The sequence below is a fragment of the Escherichia sp. E3659 genome (genome assembly GCF_005781135.1).
GTDB lineage: Bacteria > Pseudomonadota > Gammaproteobacteria > Enterobacterales > Enterobacteriaceae > Escherichia.
In genome coordinates this window covers 109383-128481 of record NZ_VATQ01000009.1, presented here as the reverse complement: position 1 = coordinate 128481, position 19099 = coordinate 109383, and the positions used below count along the sequence as shown (strand labels likewise).

General features: G+C 51.5%; 17 protein-coding genes. 8 read left to right on the top strand and 9 right to left on the bottom strand.

What is annotated here, in order from left to right; all coding sequences use genetic code 11:
* Nucleotides 1–45: 45 nt before the first annotated feature.
* The 5 genes from tmcA to dapA form a co-directional block, all read right to left on the bottom strand.
* Nucleotides 46–2061: a tRNA cytosine(34) acetyltransferase TmcA gene (tmcA, locus tag FEK47_RS10110; protein WP_135486916.1), complete on the bottom strand. Its 2016-nt coding sequence runs from the start codon at nucleotides 2059–2061 to the stop codon at nucleotides 46–48.
* A 14-nt stretch (nucleotides 2062–2075) separates the two neighbouring features.
* On the bottom strand, nucleotides 2076–2939 hold the full coding sequence (locus FEK47_RS10105) for a neutral zinc metallopeptidase (RefSeq protein WP_130214579.1): 864 nt from the start codon (nucleotides 2937–2939) through the stop codon (nucleotides 2076–2078).
* A 167-nt stretch (nucleotides 2940–3106) separates the two neighbouring features.
* A complete protein-coding gene (gene purC, locus FEK47_RS10100) occupies nucleotides 3107–3820 on the bottom strand; it encodes a phosphoribosylaminoimidazolesuccinocarboxamide synthase (protein WP_001295467.1) in 714 nt (237 codons plus the stop codon).
* Nucleotides 3821–4031: 211 nt separating this feature from the next.
* Nucleotides 4032–5066 (bottom strand): outer membrane protein assembly factor BamC, encoded by a 1035-nt coding sequence (gene bamC, locus FEK47_RS10095; protein WP_130207447.1) that lies wholly within the window; start codon nucleotides 5064–5066, stop codon nucleotides 4032–4034.
* 16 nt (nucleotides 5067–5082) lie between these two features.
* Complete coding sequence (dapA, locus tag FEK47_RS10090) at nucleotides 5083–5961, bottom strand: 4-hydroxy-tetrahydrodipicolinate synthase (RefSeq protein WP_130214581.1); 879 nt, start codon at nucleotides 5959–5961, stop codon at nucleotides 5083–5085.
* 146 nt (nucleotides 5962–6107) lie between these two features.
* Here dapA and FEK47_RS10085 point away from each other — a divergent pair, with 146 nt between their 5' ends.
* Complete coding sequence (locus FEK47_RS10085) at nucleotides 6108–6680, top strand: glycine cleavage system transcriptional repressor (protein ID WP_130207451.1); 573 nt, start codon at nucleotides 6108–6110, stop codon at nucleotides 6678–6680.
* Nucleotides 6680–7150 (top strand): thioredoxin-dependent thiol peroxidase, encoded by a 471-nt coding sequence (gene bcp / locus FEK47_RS10080; protein WP_135486917.1) that lies wholly within the window; start codon nucleotides 6680–6682, stop codon nucleotides 7148–7150. Before FEK47_RS10085 ends, bcp begins: the two co-directional genes overlap by 1 nt.
* Nucleotides 7151–7258: 108 nt before the next feature.
* Here bcp and FEK47_RS10075 read toward each other — a convergent pair whose 3' ends face one another.
* A complete protein-coding gene (locus tag FEK47_RS10075; protein WP_130214583.1) occupies nucleotides 7259–8320 on the bottom strand; it encodes an AI-2E family transporter in 1062 nt (353 codons plus the stop codon).
* Nucleotides 8321–8532: 212 nt separating this feature from the next.
* Here FEK47_RS10075 and bepA point away from each other — a divergent pair, with 212 nt between their 5' ends.
* A complete protein-coding gene (gene bepA / locus FEK47_RS10070; protein ID WP_130237900.1) occupies nucleotides 8533–9996 on the top strand; it encodes a beta-barrel assembly-enhancing protease in 1464 nt (487 codons plus the stop codon).
* 20 nt (nucleotides 9997–10016) lie between these two features.
* On the top strand, nucleotides 10017–10376 hold the full coding sequence (arsC, locus tag FEK47_RS10065) for an arsenate reductase (glutaredoxin) (RefSeq protein WP_130222014.1): 360 nt from the start codon (nucleotides 10017–10019) through the stop codon (nucleotides 10374–10376).
* A 137-nt stretch (nucleotides 10377–10513) separates the two neighbouring features.
* Here the strand turns inward: arsC and FEK47_RS10060 are convergent, their stop codons facing one another.
* The 3 genes from FEK47_RS10060 to upp all read right to left on the bottom strand — a co-directional run bounded on the left by FEK47_RS10060 (nucleotide 10514) and on the right by upp (nucleotide 13315).
* Entirely contained in the window at nucleotides 10514–11215 is a 702-nt protein-coding gene (locus tag FEK47_RS10060) for a DnaA inactivator Hda (protein ID WP_074399451.1), read from the bottom strand.
* Between the two features lie 95 nt (nucleotides 11216–11310).
* Nucleotides 11311–12600, bottom strand: coding sequence for a uracil permease (gene uraA, locus FEK47_RS10055; RefSeq protein ID WP_135404531.1), 1290 nt, complete (start codon nucleotides 12598–12600; stop codon nucleotides 11311–11313).
* A gap of 88 nt (nucleotides 12601–12688) precedes the next feature.
* Nucleotides 12689–13315: a uracil phosphoribosyltransferase gene (gene upp / locus FEK47_RS10050; RefSeq protein ID WP_130207463.1), complete on the bottom strand. Its 627-nt coding sequence runs from the start codon at nucleotides 13313–13315 to the stop codon at nucleotides 12689–12691.
* Between the two features lie 314 nt (nucleotides 13316–13629).
* On the opposite strand from upp, the gene purM reads away from it, so the two are divergent.
* From purM to ppx, 4 genes are all read left to right on the top strand, one after another.
* Nucleotides 13630–14667: a phosphoribosylformylglycinamidine cyclo-ligase gene (gene purM / locus FEK47_RS10045; RefSeq protein ID WP_135486918.1), complete on the top strand. Its 1038-nt coding sequence runs from the start codon at nucleotides 13630–13632 to the stop codon at nucleotides 14665–14667.
* Entirely contained in the window at nucleotides 14667–15308 is a 642-nt protein-coding gene (gene purN, locus FEK47_RS10040; protein WP_130222015.1) for a phosphoribosylglycinamide formyltransferase, read from the top strand. The genes purM and purN overlap by 1 nt, the downstream gene beginning before the upstream one ends.
* A gap of 172 nt (nucleotides 15309–15480) precedes the next feature.
* Nucleotides 15481–17547: a polyphosphate kinase 1 gene (gene ppk1 / locus FEK47_RS10035; protein WP_130207473.1), complete on the top strand. Its 2067-nt coding sequence runs from the start codon at nucleotides 15481–15483 to the stop codon at nucleotides 17545–17547.
* 3 nt (nucleotides 17548–17550) lie between these two features.
* Entirely contained in the window at nucleotides 17551–19092 is a 1542-nt protein-coding gene (gene ppx, locus FEK47_RS10030) for an exopolyphosphatase (RefSeq protein WP_135486919.1), read from the top strand.
* Nucleotides 19093–19099: the final 7 nt, after the last annotated feature.

The following is a 19099-nucleotide window of genomic DNA, read 5'->3' as shown; positions in this document are numbered from 1 at the left end:
TTTACGCCGCTGACTCACAATGACCATGGGATAAAATTGAAGGAGTCAGTGAAAAAATTGCCATTGCGTTATGCGATCGCGCAGGCGCTCAGTGCGGGCATCATCAAGTGCGAATAGCGCCTGTGCCGCCTCTTCACGCTGACGAGCCAACAACGCCTTACGCCCCGAAAGTTTAAGTGTGGTACATAACTGCGCGTCGCTGACGTTTTTCTCCAGGCGCCCACGCAGCGCTGGTAATGTCAGTTCGCTGATTTGCAGCAGACGCATTAAACAGCCTAATGACGTTAAAAGCGGACGATGAGCGAAAGCAAAACCAGCCAGTTCCAGCCAGTCGCCGTCAGTAACCACGATATCGTTAAGCGGATCGACTGGAATAGTTTCGCCATTCCACTGCGCGATAATTTGCGCATCGCGGCGTAAACGAAAATGCTCACGTTCTGCCAGTTGTTTACCCGCTTCGCTAATCGGTAACAACGCCATCGCCGTATAGCAACCGCTGCTGGCTTCGCGATGATTGCCCATCCGCACCAGCACAAAACCACAGCGTTGCCAGAAACGCCATAATTCCTCGGTGTAGCCAAAGCTTACCGAAAGGTAGTCGAGGCCAGGCGTATATTGCAAAGCGCTGGCAATGAGCTGTTGCCCAACGCCTTCGCGCTGACGCGCCGGATGGACTGCAATCCGGCTGACCCGCCGTCCGCGCAATGTCGCCGCCTGTGGATTGCTGCCGTGCGCCGCCAGCGATTGGGCCACCAGATTACCCCGCGGGCGACGAAAACCCGCCCATACCGCCTGACTGAGTTTTTGAGATAATCCGCCCTCATCCACCAGCCACAGCGCCCCGGCAATCTCGTTGTCGCCAGCCGCCTGTAAAAAATGTTGCCCTGGTGCATCCATCATCCGGCGTAAATCCAGCGGCGAGGTCCGGTAGTGCGCACCAGACAATAGCTGATATACCTTTAACGGCGTTTCTGGTTCGCTTCGCCATAACGTCTGTTCAAAAGCAGAAATGACGATGTCACCTTGTGGTTCGTGAGTGAAGTTTTCGTCGTCAAAAACCAGTGCCTCACTAACCATTTTTTCCAGCGGGCATCCCTGCGCCCAGCGGATCGGCTGTTGCAGTTCAAAACGGTGTAAATGCGGAAAGCGGGCGCAAAATTTCAGCAAAAAACCACGTCCGGTGCCTTCATAGCCCTGTACCGTTGTAGTTAACAAAGTGCGTGAGAAACGCGATACCAGTTGATGCAACAACGGCGCAGGAATGGCTGCAGCTTCGTCAACCACCAGCCAGTCAGCTTTTTCATCACTGGCTAATAAGGCATCTGGCGCCACAAAGCGATACTTCTCGCCCGCAAACTGCGCCAGCACATCCGTTGCAGCCTTCGCAGGTGCTGTAACAATCGCACTGCCAGAGATACGGGAAATGAGTTGCCCCGCCAGCGCCGACTTACCGCGCCCGCGCGCAGCAGTTACCGCAGCCACGCCCGGCGGCATGGTCAGCAGTTGCTGTAATATGTGCTGTTGTTCTGGTTGCGGCTCGCCAGTAGCAGGACGCCAGTCTGAATAAGGAGCAAAATGCGCCAACCTGAACGGCTGATTTTGTCGCCAGAGGATAGCGTTGTTATCCGCCGCAAGTACGCGTTTGAGATGTTGGACAAAATGCGGAGTCGCAATAGGACCAGGGCAATCACTCCAGCGCAGCGAATCGACATCAGGATGGTTTTCCCATTCTTCCCACGCAGGGAGCAACAACACCAGCCAGCTTCCCGCTTTCAGCGTTCCGCTAAGTGCCGCAAAAGCGGCGGCATCAAAACCCTGGCGGGCGTCGAATACCGCATGCTGGAACTCGCGCCCAAGTAAAGTTTGTAGCGCTGATGGCGGACAGTGGTTTTCAGAAGCTGGCTGCGGCGAAACCCACAGCCAGTCGCCCGGTAATGCGTCACGCAACTTAAGCGCATACTCACCGCACCAGCTTCCTTCGCCGCTTAACACTAACAAGCGGCGAATCCCTTCGCGTTTCATTTGCGCTGTTAATGTGTGAAGCGCAGTCAGTTCAGCCATCCCTGCCCCGGAAGTTAAATGCTTTTACCAAAAGTATTGCATTGTGCCGGATCGCCGCTGTCGAAACCACGTTTAAACCAGCTGTAGCGTTGCTGAGATGTACCATGGGTAAAGCTGTCTGGCACCACCTGCCCCTGACTTTGCTGTTGTAAACGGTCATCGCCGATGGCCTGCGCCGCGTTCAGCGCCTCTTCCAGATCGCCGGTTTCCAGAACGCCTTGCTGCTGCATGCTATGCCCCCAGACACCGGCAAAGCAGTCGGCCTGGAGTTCCATACGCACAGACAAGCGGTTGACTTCCGCTTGCGTCGCGTTTTGTTGCAGTTGACGGACTTTCGGCTCGATGCCTAACAGTTTCTGCACGTGATGACCGACTTCATGGGCGATAACGTACCCTTGAGCAAAATCACCATCCGCGCCCAGTTTGTCTTTCATGTCATCATAGAAGGAGAGATCGATATAGACTGTGCCATCCGCCGGGCAATAAAACGGTCCCATAATGGACTGCCCCGCCCCGCAACCGGTGCGAGTCATTCCACGGTACATGACCAGCTTCGGTTGCTGGTAGGTCTTACCCATCTTCTCGAATTGCTGTCCCCAGGTGTCTTCCGTGGTTGCCAGAATCACCGAAGTGAATTTTGCCGCTTCGTCTTCATTTGGGCTAATTGAACGCGTTGATTGCTGTTGGGAAACGGGCTGCCCGGTCATCAATCCAGTTAAATCAACACCATAGTAGCCAGCGACCAACACAACCACCAGTAAAATTAACCCACCTTTACCGGTTGGTAGGCGAAAACCGGGACCGCCCATTGACGGACCACCGGAGCTGTTTCGCCTGTCTTCAACATTGTCACTTTCACGACGCCCTTGCCAGCGCATAGATACCTCAACAATATATTCATTATAGGAATGATCGTAGGTGGTTCAGGGGAAGATTACCACAGGAAAGCAAGAGGAAATGATGGAGGAATGAGCGTTCAATGCACATCTTACGAGAGCGGTTGTCTTGCCGTGCCAGCAGCACGGCAAGATGATGAACAGAAAAATCAGTCCAGCTGTACACCCAGGCGGCGGGCGACGGCTTCATAGGCTTCGATCAGGCCACCGAGGCTCTGGCGGAAACGGTCTTTGTCCATTTTCTCCAGCGTTTCTTTGTCCCACAGGCGGCTACCGTCCGGGGAGAACTCATCACCCAGTACCACTTCGCCTTTGTACAGACCAAACTCCAGCTTGAAATCGACCAGAATCAGACCGGCATCGTCGAACAGTTTTTTCAGCACGTCGTTCGCTTTGTAGGTCAGCTCTTTCATACGCGCCAGGTTCTCTTTGCTTACCCAGCCAAAGGTTTCGCAGTAAGATTCGTTGACCATCGGATCGTGCATGGCGTCGTTTTTCAGGAACAAATCGAACAGCGGCGGGTTCAGCTCAATACCTTCTTCGATTCCAAGACGTTTCACCAGAGAGCCAGCAGCACGGTTACGCACGACACACTCAACCGGCACCATATCCAGTTTTTTCACCAGACATTCGGTATCAGAGAGCAGACGCTCCATTTGAGTCGGGATACCCGCTTCAGCCAGTTTGCTCATAATGAAGTAGTTGAACTTGTTGTTCACCATACCTTTGCGATCAAACTGCTCAATGCGCGCGCCATCCCCTGCTGACGTATCATTGCGGAATTCGAGCACCAACAGGTCCGGGTTTTCCGTGCTGTATACGGTTTTCGCTTTACCACGATACAACTCAGCTTGCTTTTGCATCTTTATCACTCCTGGGTGTGAATTAACGTTTTAAAATCTTTTGCTGTCTGGTGTGCCTGTCGTTTTGTCGGCTGTACCGTGAACACCTTAACCGACCTACGCCGACAAACAAATTTCGTGCGAATTAACGCTAAAATCGCGTTTTTCTGCTGACGCACACGTTTGCGTATCATATCAGAAAAAAGGGCCGGATGACTCCAGCCCTGTATTTTTACTTGCTAAACGCAGCCTGGAAGACAGATACCAGTGCGTCGTTTTGGCTTTGTGTCAGCGTATGACCTTTTGGATCAATAAACTGTAAGCTGCTGCGGTTATCTAAATCACCGACCTGCAGTTTGTAGTCGCCGGATGCCAGTTCAGGATCACGGGCGCCCAGTTCCTGCCAGTCGCTGTCAGACAGTGGCTTGTAAGTTACGGCCATGCTGCCCTGTGAACGAGTGCTGTCGGTCACTTTCATGCCCACTTTTTCCAGCGCAGCAGGCAGACGTTGCCATACTACGTTGAACGGACCACGCACGACCAGCATCGGTAAACCAGTGTCGTCAGCGCCGCTTTGTACATCCATTGTTGTGGAAGCACGGTTTTGCGCCGCATTAGCCGCGTCAGTGACGGATTTATCCAGGCCAGCGGAAATGACGTTCATCATCTCAGCACTGTAACGCTGCATAGACGCCGCATCTGCAACCGGCTTGCCAGCCTGCTCCAGGTTCAGCAATTTCACCGTTACCGCCTGCTGATAACCCTGCGGTTTAACAGAGATTTGATAACGACCACGATACTGCTCGTCTTCGTCCAGACGGTTCCATTGTACCCAATCGGTGGTCAGCGTCTGACCGGCATCATCGCGTTGGGTAATGGTATAGTTTTTCGCCTGCAGCACGCTAACGACCTGCGGCCACAGAGTATTGCCACGACCATTTTCCACCAACAGCGAAGCTGTATCGCCCGTGAACTGGGTACGCGCGCCTGAAACCAGCGCCAGCGGCTGGGCTGGTGGACGAATATCTAACGCTTTGCCAACTGCGCCACTACCGTTAGTTACCGGAATCGCATAGTCGCCGGAGGTCACCGGCAAAATCATTCCTGCCGGGGCGTGAAGTTCTGCAAGCGGTGCCGCTTCCAGGTAGGCTTCATCGCCGCTCACCTGACGCTTATAACGTGAGTCCGAACTACAGGCTGCGAGTAAAAGAACAAGCGAAACACCCGCAACCTTCGCCAGGCGCGACTTTTGTACAGAGTAAGCCATCAAATCTCCCTAAACTTTACAGCAAACCGGCATGCTTAAGCGCCGCTCTGACCGTCTCACGACCACTGTCGGTGATTGGCGTCATTGGCAGGCGCAGCGTATCGGTCGCCACAAGACCCAGTTCCTTACATGCCCATTTCACAGGGATTGGATTGGGTTCGACAAATAGTTTGTTGTGTAATGGCATCAGACGCTGATTAATAACGCGTGCCTCGGCAAAATGCCCTTCTGCCGCCAGTTTGCACATCTGGGCCATATCTCGCGCTGCGACGTTAGCCGTAACGGAAATTACGCCATGACCGCCTAACTGCATGAAGTCCAGCGCGCTCGCATCATCGCCGCTCAGCAGAACAAAATCGTCTGAAACCAGCTCTTTGATCTGGTTTACCCGCGTTAAGTTCCCTGTTGCTTCTTTGATTCCGACAATATTTTTTACTTTCGCCAGACGGCCCACCGTTTCTGGTAGCAGATCGCAACCAGTACGGGACGGCACATTATACAGAATTTGCGGCAGGTCAGTATGTTCAGCGATGGCTTTGAAATGCTGATACAGACCTTCTTGCGATGGGCGGTTGTAATAAGGGGTTACCGTCAGGCAGCCAACAATACCGCTGTCGTTGAAGCGCTGCGTCAGGTTAATGGCTTCTGTGGTGGCGTTAGCACCGGTCCCGGCAATCACCGGAATGCGCCCATCAGCCAGCTCCAGCGTCATCATCACGACATCGACATGCTCGTCATGGTTCAGAGTGGCGGACTCACCAGTAGTACCAACAGAAACGATCGCCGAAGTACCGCTGGCGACATGATAATCAATCAGTTTTTTTAAGCTAGCCCGACAGACATTACCTTTTTCATCCATCGGAGTAACAATCGCGACAATACTTCCCGTGAACATGGGCCATCCTCTGTGCAAACAAGTGTCTCAATGGTACGTTTGGTATGGCATTAAAAGCAAGCAAACAGAACCGTTCTGATTGTTGTATGCATGTTTTTTTTATGCTTTCCTTAGGAACATCTCACCCCCTTAAAGGAATAACCAGTTTGACACTGTCATCGCAACATTATCTGGTGATCACTGCGCTGGGTGCCGATCGCCCAGGAATTGTGAATACCATCACCCGTCATGTCAGTAGTTGCGGCTGTAATATCGAAGACAGTCGCCTGGCGATGTTGGGAGAAGAGTTCACGTTTATCATGCTGCTTTCCGGTTCATGGAACGCCATCACCTTGATTGAATCAACGTTACCGTTGAAAGGCGCCGAGCTGGATCTTTTAATCGTGATGAAACGAACGACCGCTCGCCCACGTCCACCGATGCCCGCATCTGTCTGGGTTCAGGTCGATGTGGCGGACTCCCCGCATTTAATTGAGCGCTTCACAGCACTTTTCGACGCGCACCATATGAACATTGCAGAACTGGTGTCACGCACGCAACCTGCTGAAAATGAAAGGGCTGCGCAGCTACATATTCAGATCACCGCCCACAGCCCGGCGTCTGCGGACTCAGCAAATATTGAGCAAGCGTTCAAAGCACTATGTACAGAACTCAATGCGCAAGGCAGTATTAACGTCGTCAACTATTCCCAACATGATGAACAGGATGGAGTTAATTAATGAATCCACTGAAAGCCGGTGACATCGCACCGAAATTTAGCTTGCCGGACCAAGACGGAGAACAAGTTAATTTGACCGACTTCCAGGGACAGCGTGTTCTGGTTTATTTCTACCCGAAAGCCATGACCCCCGGCTGTACCGTACAGGCCTGCGGCTTACGCGATAACATGGAAGAGTTAAAAAAAGCGGGCGTTGATGTGCTCGGTATCAGCACCGATAAACCTGAAAAACTTTCCCGTTTCGCAGATAAAGAACTGCTTAACTTTACGCTTCTGTCCGATGAAGACCACCAGGTATGCGAAAAATTCGGCGTCTGGGGCGAGAAGTCTTTCATGGGCAAAACCTACGATGGCATTCACCGTATCAGCTTCCTGATCGATGCCAACGGCAAAATCGAACACGTATTTGACGATTTCAAAACCAGCAATCACCACGACGTAGTGCTTAACTGGCTAAAAGAACACGCCTGATTACTTTGCTCCATTCCGTGCTGGCTGCGCTTGCGGCCAGCACATTTCACATCCGGTGATGTAAATCACGCCCTGCGACACTCGTTTCAAAGCCCTTTTCGCTGAAGATTACTCTTGCGGGATTTGACCATCCGGCCAGGCATGGATTACTGCTTTGATTAGCGTTGCCAGTGGGATAGCGAAGAATACGCCCCAGAATCCCCACAGCCCGCCGAAAATCACCACCGATAAAATAATCACCAGCGGATGCAGGTTCACGGCTTCAGAGAACAACACCGGTACGAGTAAGTTACCGTCCAGCGCCTGGATAATCAGATACACCGCGAAGCAGCTCCAGAACTCGGTGCCAGCGCCAAACTGGAATAGCGCCACGCCGACCACCGGAATGGTCACCACAAATGCGCCAATGTACGGAATAAGCACCGAGAAACCGACCAGCACCGCCAGCAGCAGCGAATAGTTCAGCCCGAAGAGTAAGAACCCCAGCCAGGTGGCGATCCCCACCACGATCATCTCCAGCACTTTGCCGCGGATATAGTTGGTGATTTGTTGATTCATCTCCTTCCACACCTGTCCTGCCAGTCCACGGTTACGCGGCAGCACCCGGCGAACGGCGTTCAGCATCTGCTCTTTGTCTTTCAGCAGGAAGAAGACCATCAATGGCACCAGCACCAGATAGACGGCAATGGTCAGCAAACCGACCAACGAGGCGAGGGAGATTTTCACCACTGAATCGCCCATGGTAAGCATCCGGCTACGCATATTGTCAGCCATCGCATCAATAATGCCCGCGTCCATCAACGCCGGATAGCGTCGCGGCAACGTGGCGGCAAAATCAGAAAGCTTATTGAGCATGCCCGGCATATCGCGGATTAAATAAATCCCCTGTTGCCAGGCGATAGGCATGACCACAAATGCCATCAGTAGCAGGATGCCAACAAACAGGACCAGCACAATCGACGTCGCCCAACGGCGGGAACAGCCAATAGATTGTAGGCGCACAGTGGGCCATTCCAGCAAATAGGCCAGCACAATAGCCACCAGCAACGGCGCGAGTAATCCACTAAAGAAAAAGATAATGCCAAAACCGGCAACTAAAATAACCAGCAAGGCAATCGCTTCCGGGTCGCTAAAACGGCGGCGATACCATTGCATCAACATTTCGAGCATAAAGACCTTCCCTGAACCTCAAGAGGGGGATTGCGATCCGCAATTGTATCGAAATGTCACAAAAAAGACTTCGCTTTTTATGACGGATTAAGGAAACTGAAAAGTCATTTGAGTGGGCTAATCTTCGTCGTTACACTCAAAGGCGGCGCGGTGGGAACGATATTTCACAGTATCGGTCAAATGACTATCTCCAGAAATACAGGACAGAGGTTATGTTCAGGCAGTTGAAAAAAAACCTGGTTGCTACCCTCATTGCTGCTGTGACCCTCGGTCAGGTAGCCCCGGCGTTTGCCGATAGCGCAGACACCTTGCCGGATATGGGAACCTCCGCAGGAAGCACGCTTTCCATTGGTCAGGAAATGCAAATGGGCGACTATTATGTTCGCCAGTTACGCGGCAGCGCGCCGTTAATTAATGATCCGCTACTAACGCAATACATTAACTCGCTGGGGATGCGTCTGGTTTCGCATGCCAATTCAGTTAAGACGCCATTCCATTTCTTTCTGATCAATAACGACGAAATTAACGCCTTTGCTTTCTTTGGCGGCAACGTAGTGCTGCATTCTGCCCTGTTCCGTTATTCCGATAACGAAAGCCAACTGGCTTCGGTTATGGCGCATGAAATCTCCCACGTCACCCAGCGCCACCTGGCGCGAGCGATGGAAGATCAGCAACGTAGCGCACCACTCACCTGGGTCGGGGCGTTAGGTTCTATTTTACTGGCGATGGCCAGCCCGCAGGCGGGAATGGCAGCGCTGACCGGTACGCTGGCGGGAACACGCCAGGGGATGATCAGCTTCACCCAGCAAAACGAACAGGAAGCTGACCGCATTGGGATTCAGGTGCTGCAACGCTCGGGGTTCGATCCGCAGGCGATGCCGACCTTCCTCGAAAAATTGCTCGATCAGGCGCGTTACTCTTCGCGTCCGCCGGAAATTTTGCTGACTCACCCGTTGCCGGAAAGCCGTCTGGCTGATGCTCGTAACCGTGCTAATCAGATGCGCCCGATGGTGGTGCAATCGTCAGAAGATTTCTATCTGGCGAAAGCGCGTACTCTAGGGATGTACAATTCCGGACGTAATCAGCTCACCAGCGACTTACTGGATGAATGGGCGAAAGGCAATGTTCGTCAGCAACGGGCGGCACAGTATGGCCGTGCTTTACAGGCTATGGGAGCCAATAAATTCGATGAAGCACGGAAAACGCTTCAGCCATTATTGGCGGCAGAACCGGCTAATGCATGGTTTCTCGATCTGGCAACCGATATTGACCTTGGGCAACACAAAGCCAATGACGCGATCAATAGGCTGAAAAATGCCCGCGATTTACGCACCAGTCCGGTGTTACAGCTCAACCTGGCAAACGCGTATCTGCAAGGCGGTCAACCGCAGGAAGCGGCCAATATTCTGAATCGCTATACTTTTAATAATAAAGATGACAGCAATGGCTGGGATTTGCTGGCACAGGCGGAGGCCGCGCTTAATAACCGCGATCAGGAACTGGCTGCGCGAGCAGAAGGTTATGCGCTCGCCGGGCGACTCGACCAGGCCATTTCCTTGTTGAGTAGCGCCAGTTCGCAGGTGAAATTAGGCAGCCTACAACAAGCGCGTTACGATGCGCGCATCGACCAGTTGCGCCAGTTGCAGGAACGCTTTAAGCCTTATACCAAGATGTAATTCGCATTAAAGGAAGAACAATGACCAAACAGGTAAAAATCTACCACAACCCACGCTGCTCAAAGAGCCGTGAAACGCTGAACCTGCTGAAAGAAAATGGTGTGGAGCCGGAAGTGGTGCTCTATCTTGAGACACCCGCCGATGCGGCAACGCTACGTAATTTGCTGAAAATGTTGGGTATGAATAGCGCCCGTGAACTGATGCGCCAGAAAGAGGATCTTTATAAAGAGCTGAATCTTGCAGACAGTTCGCTTAGCGAAGAAGTGCTGATTCAGGCGATGGTGGATAATCCGAAGCTGATGGAACGCCCGATTGTGGTCGTGAATGGCAAAGCGCGGATTGGTCGCCCACCGGAGCAAGTGCTGGAAATCGTTGGTTAAGATGTCCCCCTTCGGTAGCTAAGGTATATTGCCGGATGCGACGCTTGCCACGTCTTATCCGGCCTACAAATACAATGAACTTGCTTCGAGTAGGTCGGATAAGGCGCTCGCACCGCATCCGACAATAAACGTCCTGTCTACAGCTTCAGGATCTCTTTCACAAACGGAATGGTCAACTTACGTTGTGCCGTAATCGATGCGCGATCCAGCTGATCCAACGTCATAAATAGCGTGCGCATCTCTCTGTCGAGCCGCTTCAGCAAGAAACGTCCCACATCTTCCGGCAGTTCAAAACCACGCAAACGGGCGCGTAACTGTAATGCCTGCAATTTGTCTTCATCAGAGAGTGGCTGCAGCTTGTAGATCTGCCCCCAGTCGAGACGTGACGCAAGATCCGGTAACCCCAGATTCAACTGACGAGGTGGACGATCACCAGTGATCAGCAACCGTGTTTTACCTGACTCCAGAATCCGATTGTAGAGATCGAAAATCGCCATCTCCCACAACTCATCGCCAGCAATACATTCAATATTGTCGATGCAAACCAGCGACAGTTGTTCCATACCATCGAGCACTTCCGGAACAAACCAGGTGCGTTTATCCAGCGGGACATAACCTACCGCATCGCCACGCTGCGACAATTCCGCGCAAGCCGCGTGCAGCAGATGGCTGCGCCCCGCGCCTTCGCGTGCCCAGAGATAGATGTAACCGCTATGTTCCTGACGCAGCACGTTTTTCATCGCGGCCAGTAAAGAGGAGTTATCCCCCGGCCAGAAACTTGCAAAGGTTTCGTCGTCAGGAAGATAAAGTGGCAAAGAGAGCTGTGCCGGTGTGTTCAGAGATACCTCAACCAGGGATTTCACAAAATCACGAGAAGTTTACCACAGAATTCCATCATGTTTGAACCGGGCAGCATTACTGCCCGGTCGCTACATTATTTTTCTGTTATATCGGCGTCTTCTGCATCCAACACCACTTCTTCCGGACGGAGCACGCTAATCAATTTAAAGATCAGGCTTAAGCCAATGCCGACGATGGTCGCCAACGCCATACCTTTCAGCTCTGCCGCACCGATGTTTACCTTCGCGCCGCTGACGCCGATGATCAGGATCACGGAAGTCAGGATCAAGTTCTGTGCTTTGTTGTAGTCCACTTTCGATTCAATAAGTACGCGAATACCAGAAGCGCCGATGACACCGTAAAGCAGCAGCGAAACGCCGCCCATCACCGGCAGTGGGATCATCTGGATAGCAGCAGCCAGTTTACCAACACAGGAGAGCAGAATGGCGAAGATCGCCGCACCACCGATTACCCAGGTACTGTAGACGCGGGTGATCGCCATAACGCCGATGTTTTCCCCGTAGGTAGTGTTTGGCGTGGAACCAAAGAACCCGGAGATAACGGTCGACAGGCCGTTAGCGAACATGGAACGGTGCAGGCCAGGATCGCGCAGCAGATCTTTTTTCACGATGTTAGCCGTTACCACCAGATGCCCCACGTGTTCGGCAATAACCACCAGCGCCGCAGGCAGAATGGTCAAAATGGCAAACCACTCAAAGCGCGGCGTGTAAAAGGTCGGCAGAGCAAACCAGTGAGCATTAATAATCGGCGTGGTATCGACAATACCCATTGCGAAGGAGAGCGCGTACCCCACCAACACGCCAATCAAAATCGGGATAATCGCCAGGAAACCGCGGAACAGAACGGAACCTAAAACCGTAACCGCAAGGGTAGTAATGGAGATAATGATGGTTTTGGAATCAGGCGTTTGCCCTTCAGCCGGGAGTAAGCCAGCCATGCCAGCGGCCACGCCCGCCAGCTCCAGACCGATGACAGCAACGATTGCCCCCATTGCCGCTGGAGGAAACAGCACATCCAGCCAGCCAGTCCCTGCTTTCTTCACAATAAAAGAAACCAGACAGAACAGCACGCCGCACATAATAAAGCCGCCCAGCGCGACTTCATAACCCAACGGCAACAGCAATAACACCGGAGAAATAAAGGCAAAGCTCGAACCCAGATAAGCCGGGATTTTCCCTTTACAGATGAAGAGATACAGCAGCGTTCCGATACCGTTAAATAACAGTACGGTCGCCGGGTTGATATGAAATAAGACGGGCACCAGGACGGTTGCACCAAACATGGCGAACAAATGTTGTAAACTAAGCGGGATTGTCTGTAAAAGTGGCGGTCTTTCACTCACCCCGATAGCACGGCGCGTCATAGTATTATCCTCTGTATATTATGTGTTATAGGCGCTTTACTCAAAAAAAAGCCGACTCTTAAAGTCGGCTTTAATTATTTTTTATTCGTTATTTCGTACCAAAGATTTTATCACCAGCATCGCCGAGGCCCGGGATAATGTATCCGTGCTCATTCAGCCCCTGGTCAATCGATGCGGTATACAGCTCGACGTCCGGATGTGCTTTTTCCAGCGCAGCGATACCTTCTGGCGCAGCCACCAGCACCAGCACTTTAATGCTGCTGCAGCCCGCTTTTTTCAGCAGGTCGATGGTCGCAATAACGGAACCACCGGTTGCCAGCATTGGGTCAACGATCAGCGCCATACGCTCATCGATGTTAGAAACCAGTTTCTGGAAGTACGGTACCGGCTCCAGTGTTTCTTCATCACGGTACATACCGACTACGCTGATGCGCGCGCTCGGAACGTTTTCCAGAACACCGTCCATCATCCCCAGACCCGCACGCAGAATTGGCACCACGGTAATTTTCTTACCTTTGATCTGGTCGATTTCTACCGGGCCGTTCCAACCTTCAATAGTGACTTTTTCCGTTTCGAGGTCGGCGGTCGCTTCGTAAGTCAGCAGGCTACCCACTTCGGAAGCGAGTTCGCGAAAGCGCTTGGTGCTGATATCTTGCTCACGCATCAGTCCCAGCTTGTGTTTGACGAGTGGGTGTTTGACTTCCACGATCTTCATACTCTTTCTCCTTTGAGGGCAGCCACAAAAAAAATCGACGGATTATACCGCCTTTTTTTAAGGCGGCAATATAATTTTCGTTGACTTTAGGCAAATCAACAACTGTTTGATAAAAAAATCATTTCACATTCAAATGGTTATTTATTTCCATTATCTCACAATACAATCATTCAATACGTTTATTTATGCGCTACTACCCTGCCTGGTAGGCAGAAAAAGGTTGTGTAAAGCAGTCTCGCAAACGTTTGCTTTCCCTGTTAGAATTGCGCCGAATTTTATTTTTCTACCGCAAGTAACGCGTGGGGACCCAAGCAGTGACCGATAAAACCTCTCTTAGCTACAAAGATGCCGGTGTTGACATTGACGCGGGTAATGCTCTGGTTGGAAGAATCAAAGGCGTAGTGAAGAAAACGCGTCGTCCGGAAGTCATGGGCGGTCTGGGCGGCTTCGGTGCGCTGTGTGCATTGCCGCAAAAATATCGAGAACCCGTACTGGTTTCCGGCACTGACGGTGTAGGCACCAAGCTGCGTCTGGCGATGGACTTAAAACGTCACGACACCATTGGTATTGATCTGGTCGCCATGTGCGTTAATGACCTGGTGGTGCAAGGCGCAGAACCGCTGTTTTTCCTCGACTATTACGCAACCGGAAAACTGGATGTTGATACCGCTTCAGCGGTGATTAGCGGCATCGCGGAAGGTTGCCTGCAATCGGGCTGTTCACTGGTGGGTGGCGAAACGGCAGAAATGCCGGGGATGTATCACGGCGAAGATTACGATGTCGCTGGCTTCTGCGTTGGCGTGGTAGAAAAATCAGAAATCATCGACGGTTCTAAAGTCAGCGACGGCGATGTGCTCATTGCGCTCGGCTCCAGCGGCCCGCACTCGAACGGTTACTCGCTGGTACGCAAAATTCTCGAAGTCAGCGGTTGCGACCCGCAAACTACAGAGCTGGACGGAAAACCTTTAGCCGATCATCTGCTGGCGCCAACCCGTATTTATGTGAAGTCAGTGCTGGAATTGATTGAAAAGGTTGATGTTCACGCCATTGCGCACCTGACCGGTGGCGGTTTCTGGGAAAACATTCCGCGCGTATTGCCAGATAATACCCAGGCAGTGATTGATGAATCTTCCTGGCAGTGGCCGGAAGTGTTCAACTGGTTGCAAACAGCAGGTAACGTCAGCCGCCATGAAATGTATCGTACCTTCAACTGCGGCGTCGGGATGGTTATCGCCCTGCCTGCTCCGGAAGTGGACAAAGCTCTCGCCCTGCTCAATGCCAACGGTGAAAACGCGTGGAAAATCGGTATCATCAAAGCTTCTGATTCCGAACAACGCGTGGTTATCGAATAATGAATATTGTGGTGCTTATTTCCGGCAACGGAAGTAATTTGCAGGCAATTATTGATGCCTGTAAAACCAACAAAATTAAAGGCACCCTACGGGCAGTTTTCAGCAATAAGGCCGACGCGTTCGGCCTTGAGCGCGCCCGCAAAGCAGGTATCGCAACGCATACGCTTATTGCCAGCCAATTTGACAGTCGGGAAGACTATGATCGGGAGTTGATGCACGAAATCGACGTGTACGCACCCGATGTAGTCGTTCTGGCCGGTTTTATGCGCATTCTCAGCCCAGCGTTTGTTTCCCACTACGCCGGGCGTTTGCTGAACATTCACCCTTCCCTGCTACCGAAATATCCCGGCTTGCATACCCATCGTCAGGCGCTGGAAAATGGCGATGAAGAACACGGTACATCAGTGCATTTCGTCACCGATGAGCTGGACGGCGGCCCGGTGATTTTGCAGGCTAAAGTTCCGGTTTTTGCTGGTGATATGGAAGATGAAATCACCGCTCGCGTGCAAACTCAGGAACATGCTATTTACCCGTTGGTCATTAGCTGGTTTGTTGATGGTCGTCTGAAGATGCATGAAAACGCCGCGTGGCTGGATGATCAGCGTCTTCCACCGCAGGGCTACGCCGCCGACGACGAGTAATCTTCCGCATATTTAAAGCGCCAGCGCTACTGCTGGCGCTTCTCATTTATCCTGTAAATCGCAGGCTTCAGCAGTTTTTTTCCCCCTTTTCTGGCATAGTTGGACATCTGCCAACATTGCTCGCCATAATATCCAGGCAGTGTCCCGTGAATAAAACGGAGTAAAAGTGGTAATGGGTCAGGAAAAGCTATACATCGAGAAAGAGCTCAGTTGGTTATCGTTCAATGAACGCGTGCTTCAGGAAGCGGCGGACAAATCTAACCCGCTGATTGAAAGGATGCGTTTTCTTGGGATCTATTCCAATAACCTTGATGAGTTCTATAAAGTTCGCTTCGCTGAACTGAAGCGACGTATCATTATTAGCGAAGAACAAGGTTCTAACTCTCATTCCCGCCATTTGCTGGGCAAAATTCAATCCCGCGTCCTGAAAGCCGATCAGGAATTCGACGGCCTTTACAATGAACTGCTACTGGAGATGGCGCGTAACCAGATTTTCCTGATTAATGAACGCCAGCTCTCCGTTAATCAACAAAACTGGCTGCGTCATTATTTTAAGCAGTATCTGCGCCAGCACATTACGCCGATTTTAATCAATCCTGACACTGACTTAGTGCAGTTTCTGAAAGATGATTATACCTATCTGGCGGTGGAGATTATTCGTGGCGATACCATCCGTTACGCGCTGCTGGAGATCCCATCGGATAAAGTTCCGCGCTTTGTGAATTTGCCGCCGGAAGCACCGCGTCGACGCAAACCAATGATTTTATTGGATAACATTCTGCGTTACTGCCTTGATGATATCTTCAAAGGCTTCTTTGATTATGACGCGCTGAATGCTTATTCGATGAAGATGACCCGCGACGCCGAATACGATTTAGTACACGAGATGGAAGCCAGCCTGATGGAGCTGATGTCTTCCAGTCTGAAGCAGCGTCTAACCGCAGAACCCGTACGTTTCGTTTATCAGCGTGATATGCCTAACGCGCTGGTTGAAGTGTTGCGTGAAAAACTGACTATTTCCCGTTACGACTCTATCGTCCCTGGCGGCCGTTACCACAATTTTAAAGACTTTATTAATTTCCCTAATGTCGGCAAAGCGAATCTGGTTAACAAACCACTGCCGCGTTTACGCCATATCTGGTTTGATAAAGCCCAGTTCCGCAACGGTTTTGATGCCATTCGCGAACGCGATGTTCTGCTCTATTACCCTTATCACACCTTTGAGCACGTACTGGAACTGTTGCGTCAGGCCTCGTTCGATCCGAGCGTGCTGGCGATTAAAATCAACATTTACCGTGTGGCAAAAGATTCACGCATCATCGACTCGATGATCCACGCTGCGCACAACGGCAAGAAAGTGACCGTGGTGGTTGAGCTACAGGCACGTTTTGACGAAGAAGCTAACATTCATTGGGCGAAGCGACTAACCGAAGCTGGCGTGCACGTTATCTTCTCTGCGCCGGGGCTGAAAATTCACGCCAAACTGTTCCTGATTTCACGTAAAGAAAACGGTGAAGTCGTGCGTTACGCGCATATCGGGACCGGGAACTTTAACGAAAAAACCGCACGTCTTTATACCGACTATTCGCTGCTGACCGCCGATGCGCGCATCACCAACGAAGTGCGGCGGGTGTTCAACTTTATTGAAAACCCATACCGTCCGGTGACATTTGATTATTTAATGGTGTCGCCGCAAAACTCCCGCCGTCTGTTGTATGAAATGGTGGATCGCGAGATCGCCAACGCACAACAAGGACTGCCCAGCGGTATTACTCTGAAACTGAATAACCTGGTCGATAAAGGACTGGTCGATCGTCTGTATGCGGCATCCAGTTCCGGCGTGCCGGTAAATCTGCTGGTACGCGGGATGTGTTCGCTGATCCCCAATCTGGAAGGCATTAGCGACAATATTCGTGCTATCAGCATTGTTGACCGTTACCTTGAACATGATCGGGTATATATTTTTGAAAATGGTGGCGATAAAAAGGTTTACCTTTCTTCCGCCGACTGGATGACGCGCAACATTGATTATCGTATTGAAGTGGCTACGCCGCTGCTCGACCCGCGCCTGAAGCAGCGGGTACTGGATATCGTAGATATTCTGTTCAGCGATACGGTGAAAGCACGTTATATCGATAAAGAACTCAGTAATCGCTACGTTCCCCGCGGTAATCGCCGGAAAGTTCGGGCGCAGTTGGCGATCTACGACTACATAAAATCACTCGAACAACCAGAATAACCTATGCCAATACACGACAAATCCCCTCGCCCGCAGGAGTTTGCTGCGGTCGATCTTGGTTCAAACAGTTTCCACATGGTTATTGCCCGCGTGGTGGATGGCGCCATGCAGATTATTGGCCGCCTGAAACAACGGGTACACCTGGCAGATGGTCTGGGGCCAGATAATATGTTGAGTGAGGAGGCGATGACGCGCGGTTTAAGCTGTCTGTCGCTGTTTGCCGAACGCTTGCAAGGTTTCTCTCCCTCTAGTGTTTGCATTGTCGGGACACATACACTGCGCCAGGCGCTGAACGCTACTGATTTTCTGAAACGCGCCGAAAAGGTTATTCCCTATCCGATTGAAATTATTTCCGGCAACGAAGAAGCTCGTCTGATTTTTATGGGTGTGGAACATACCCAGCCGGAAAAAGGTCGCAAACTGGTTATTGATATTGGCGGCGGCTCAACGGAGTTGGTAATTGGAGAAAATTTCGAACCGATTCTCGTCGAAAGCCGCCGGATGGGTTGCGTTAGCTTTGCCCAGCTTTATTTTCCGGGTGGGGTCATCAATAAAGAGAATTTTCAGCGTGCACGCATGGCGGCTGCACAAAAACTGGAAACATTAACCTGGCAATTCCGTATTCAGGGCTGGAACGTTGCAATGGGAGCTTCCGGCACGATTAAAGCCGCCCATGAAGTGTTGCTGGAAATGGGCGAGAAAGACGGCATCATTACACCAGAGCGCCTCGATAAACTGGTGAAAGAAGTATTGCGTCATCGTAATTTCTCGGCGTTAAGTTTGCCGGGTCTGTCGGAAGAACGGAAAACGGTTTTTGTTCCTGGTCTGGCTATTTTGTGTGGTGTATTTGATGCCTTAGCCATTCGTGAACTGCGGCTTTCTGACGGGGCGCTGCGTGAAGGCGTTTTGTATGAAATGGAAGGACGTTTCCGCCATCAGGATGTGCGTAGCCGCACCGCCAGCAGCCTGGCCAACCAGTATCACATTGACAGTGAACAGGCCCGACGGGTGCTCGACACAACTATGCAAATGTACGAACAATGGCGGGAACAGCAACCGAAGCTGGCGCATCCACAACTGGAAGCATTACTACGCTGGGCCGCCATGCTGCATGAAGTCGGACTAAGCATTAATCATAGCGGCCTTCATCGCCATTCTGCGTATATCCTGCAAAACAGCGACTTGCCAGGATTTAATCAGGAACAACAACTGATGATGGCGACGCTGGTGCGTTATCATCGTAAAGCGATTAAGCTCGACGATCTGCCGCGCTTTACGCTGTTTAAGAAAAAACAGTTCCTGCCGTTAATTCAACTGTTGCGCCTTGGCGTATTACTTAACAACCAACGTCAGGCAACCACGACACCGCCGACATTGACTCTGATTACTGATGACAGCCACTGGACACTACGTTTTCCACATGACTGGTTTAGCCAAAACGCGCTAGTATTGCTTGATCTGGAAAAGGAGCAAGAATACTGGGAAGGCGTGAGTGGCTGGCGGTTAAAAATTGAAGAAGAAAGCACGCCGGAAATCACGGCTTAATATAAAA

Bases quoted from the DNA above. Each gene is read 5' to 3' on its own strand.
- tmcA (WP_135486916.1), bottom strand. From the start codon at position 2,061: ATGGCTGAACTGACTGCGCTTCACACATTAACAGCGCAAATGAAACGC.
- FEK47_RS10105 (WP_130214579.1), bottom strand. From the start codon at position 2,939: ATGCGCTGGCAAGGGCGTCGTGAAAGTGACAATGTTGAAGACAGGCGA.
- purC (WP_001295467.1), bottom strand. From the start codon at position 3,820: ATGCAAAAGCAAGCTGAGTTGTATCGTGGTAAAGCGAAAACCGTATAC.
- bamC (WP_130207447.1), bottom strand. From the start codon at position 5,066: ATGGCTTACTCTGTACAAAAGTCGCGCCTGGCGAAGGTTGCGGGTGTT.
- dapA (WP_130214581.1), bottom strand. From the start codon at position 5,961: ATGTTCACGGGAAGTATTGTCGCGATTGTTACTCCGATGGATGAAAAA.
- bcp (WP_135486917.1), top strand. From the start codon at position 6,680: ATGAATCCACTGAAAGCCGGTGACATCGCACCGAAATTTAGCTTGCCG.
- FEK47_RS10075 (WP_130214583.1), bottom strand. From the start codon at position 8,320: ATGCTCGAAATGTTGATGCAATGGTATCGCCGCCGTTTTAGCGACCCG.
- bepA (WP_130237900.1), top strand. From the start codon at position 8,533: ATGTTCAGGCAGTTGAAAAAAAACCTGGTTGCTACCCTCATTGCTGCT.
- arsC (WP_130222014.1), top strand. From the start codon at position 10,017: ATGACCAAACAGGTAAAAATCTACCACAACCCACGCTGCTCAAAGAGC.
- uraA (WP_135404531.1), bottom strand. From the start codon at position 12,600: ATGACGCGCCGTGCTATCGGGGTGAGTGAAAGACCGCCACTTTTACAG.
- upp (WP_130207463.1), bottom strand. From the start codon at position 13,315: ATGAAGATCGTGGAAGTCAAACACCCACTCGTCAAACACAAGCTGGGA.
- purN (WP_130222015.1), top strand. From the start codon at position 14,667: ATGAATATTGTGGTGCTTATTTCCGGCAACGGAAGTAATTTGCAGGCA.
- ppk1 (WP_130207473.1), top strand. From the start codon at position 15,481: ATGGGTCAGGAAAAGCTATACATCGAGAAAGAGCTCAGTTGGTTATCG.
- ppx (WP_135486919.1), top strand. From the start codon at position 17,551: ATGCCAATACACGACAAATCCCCTCGCCCGCAGGAGTTTGCTGCGGTC.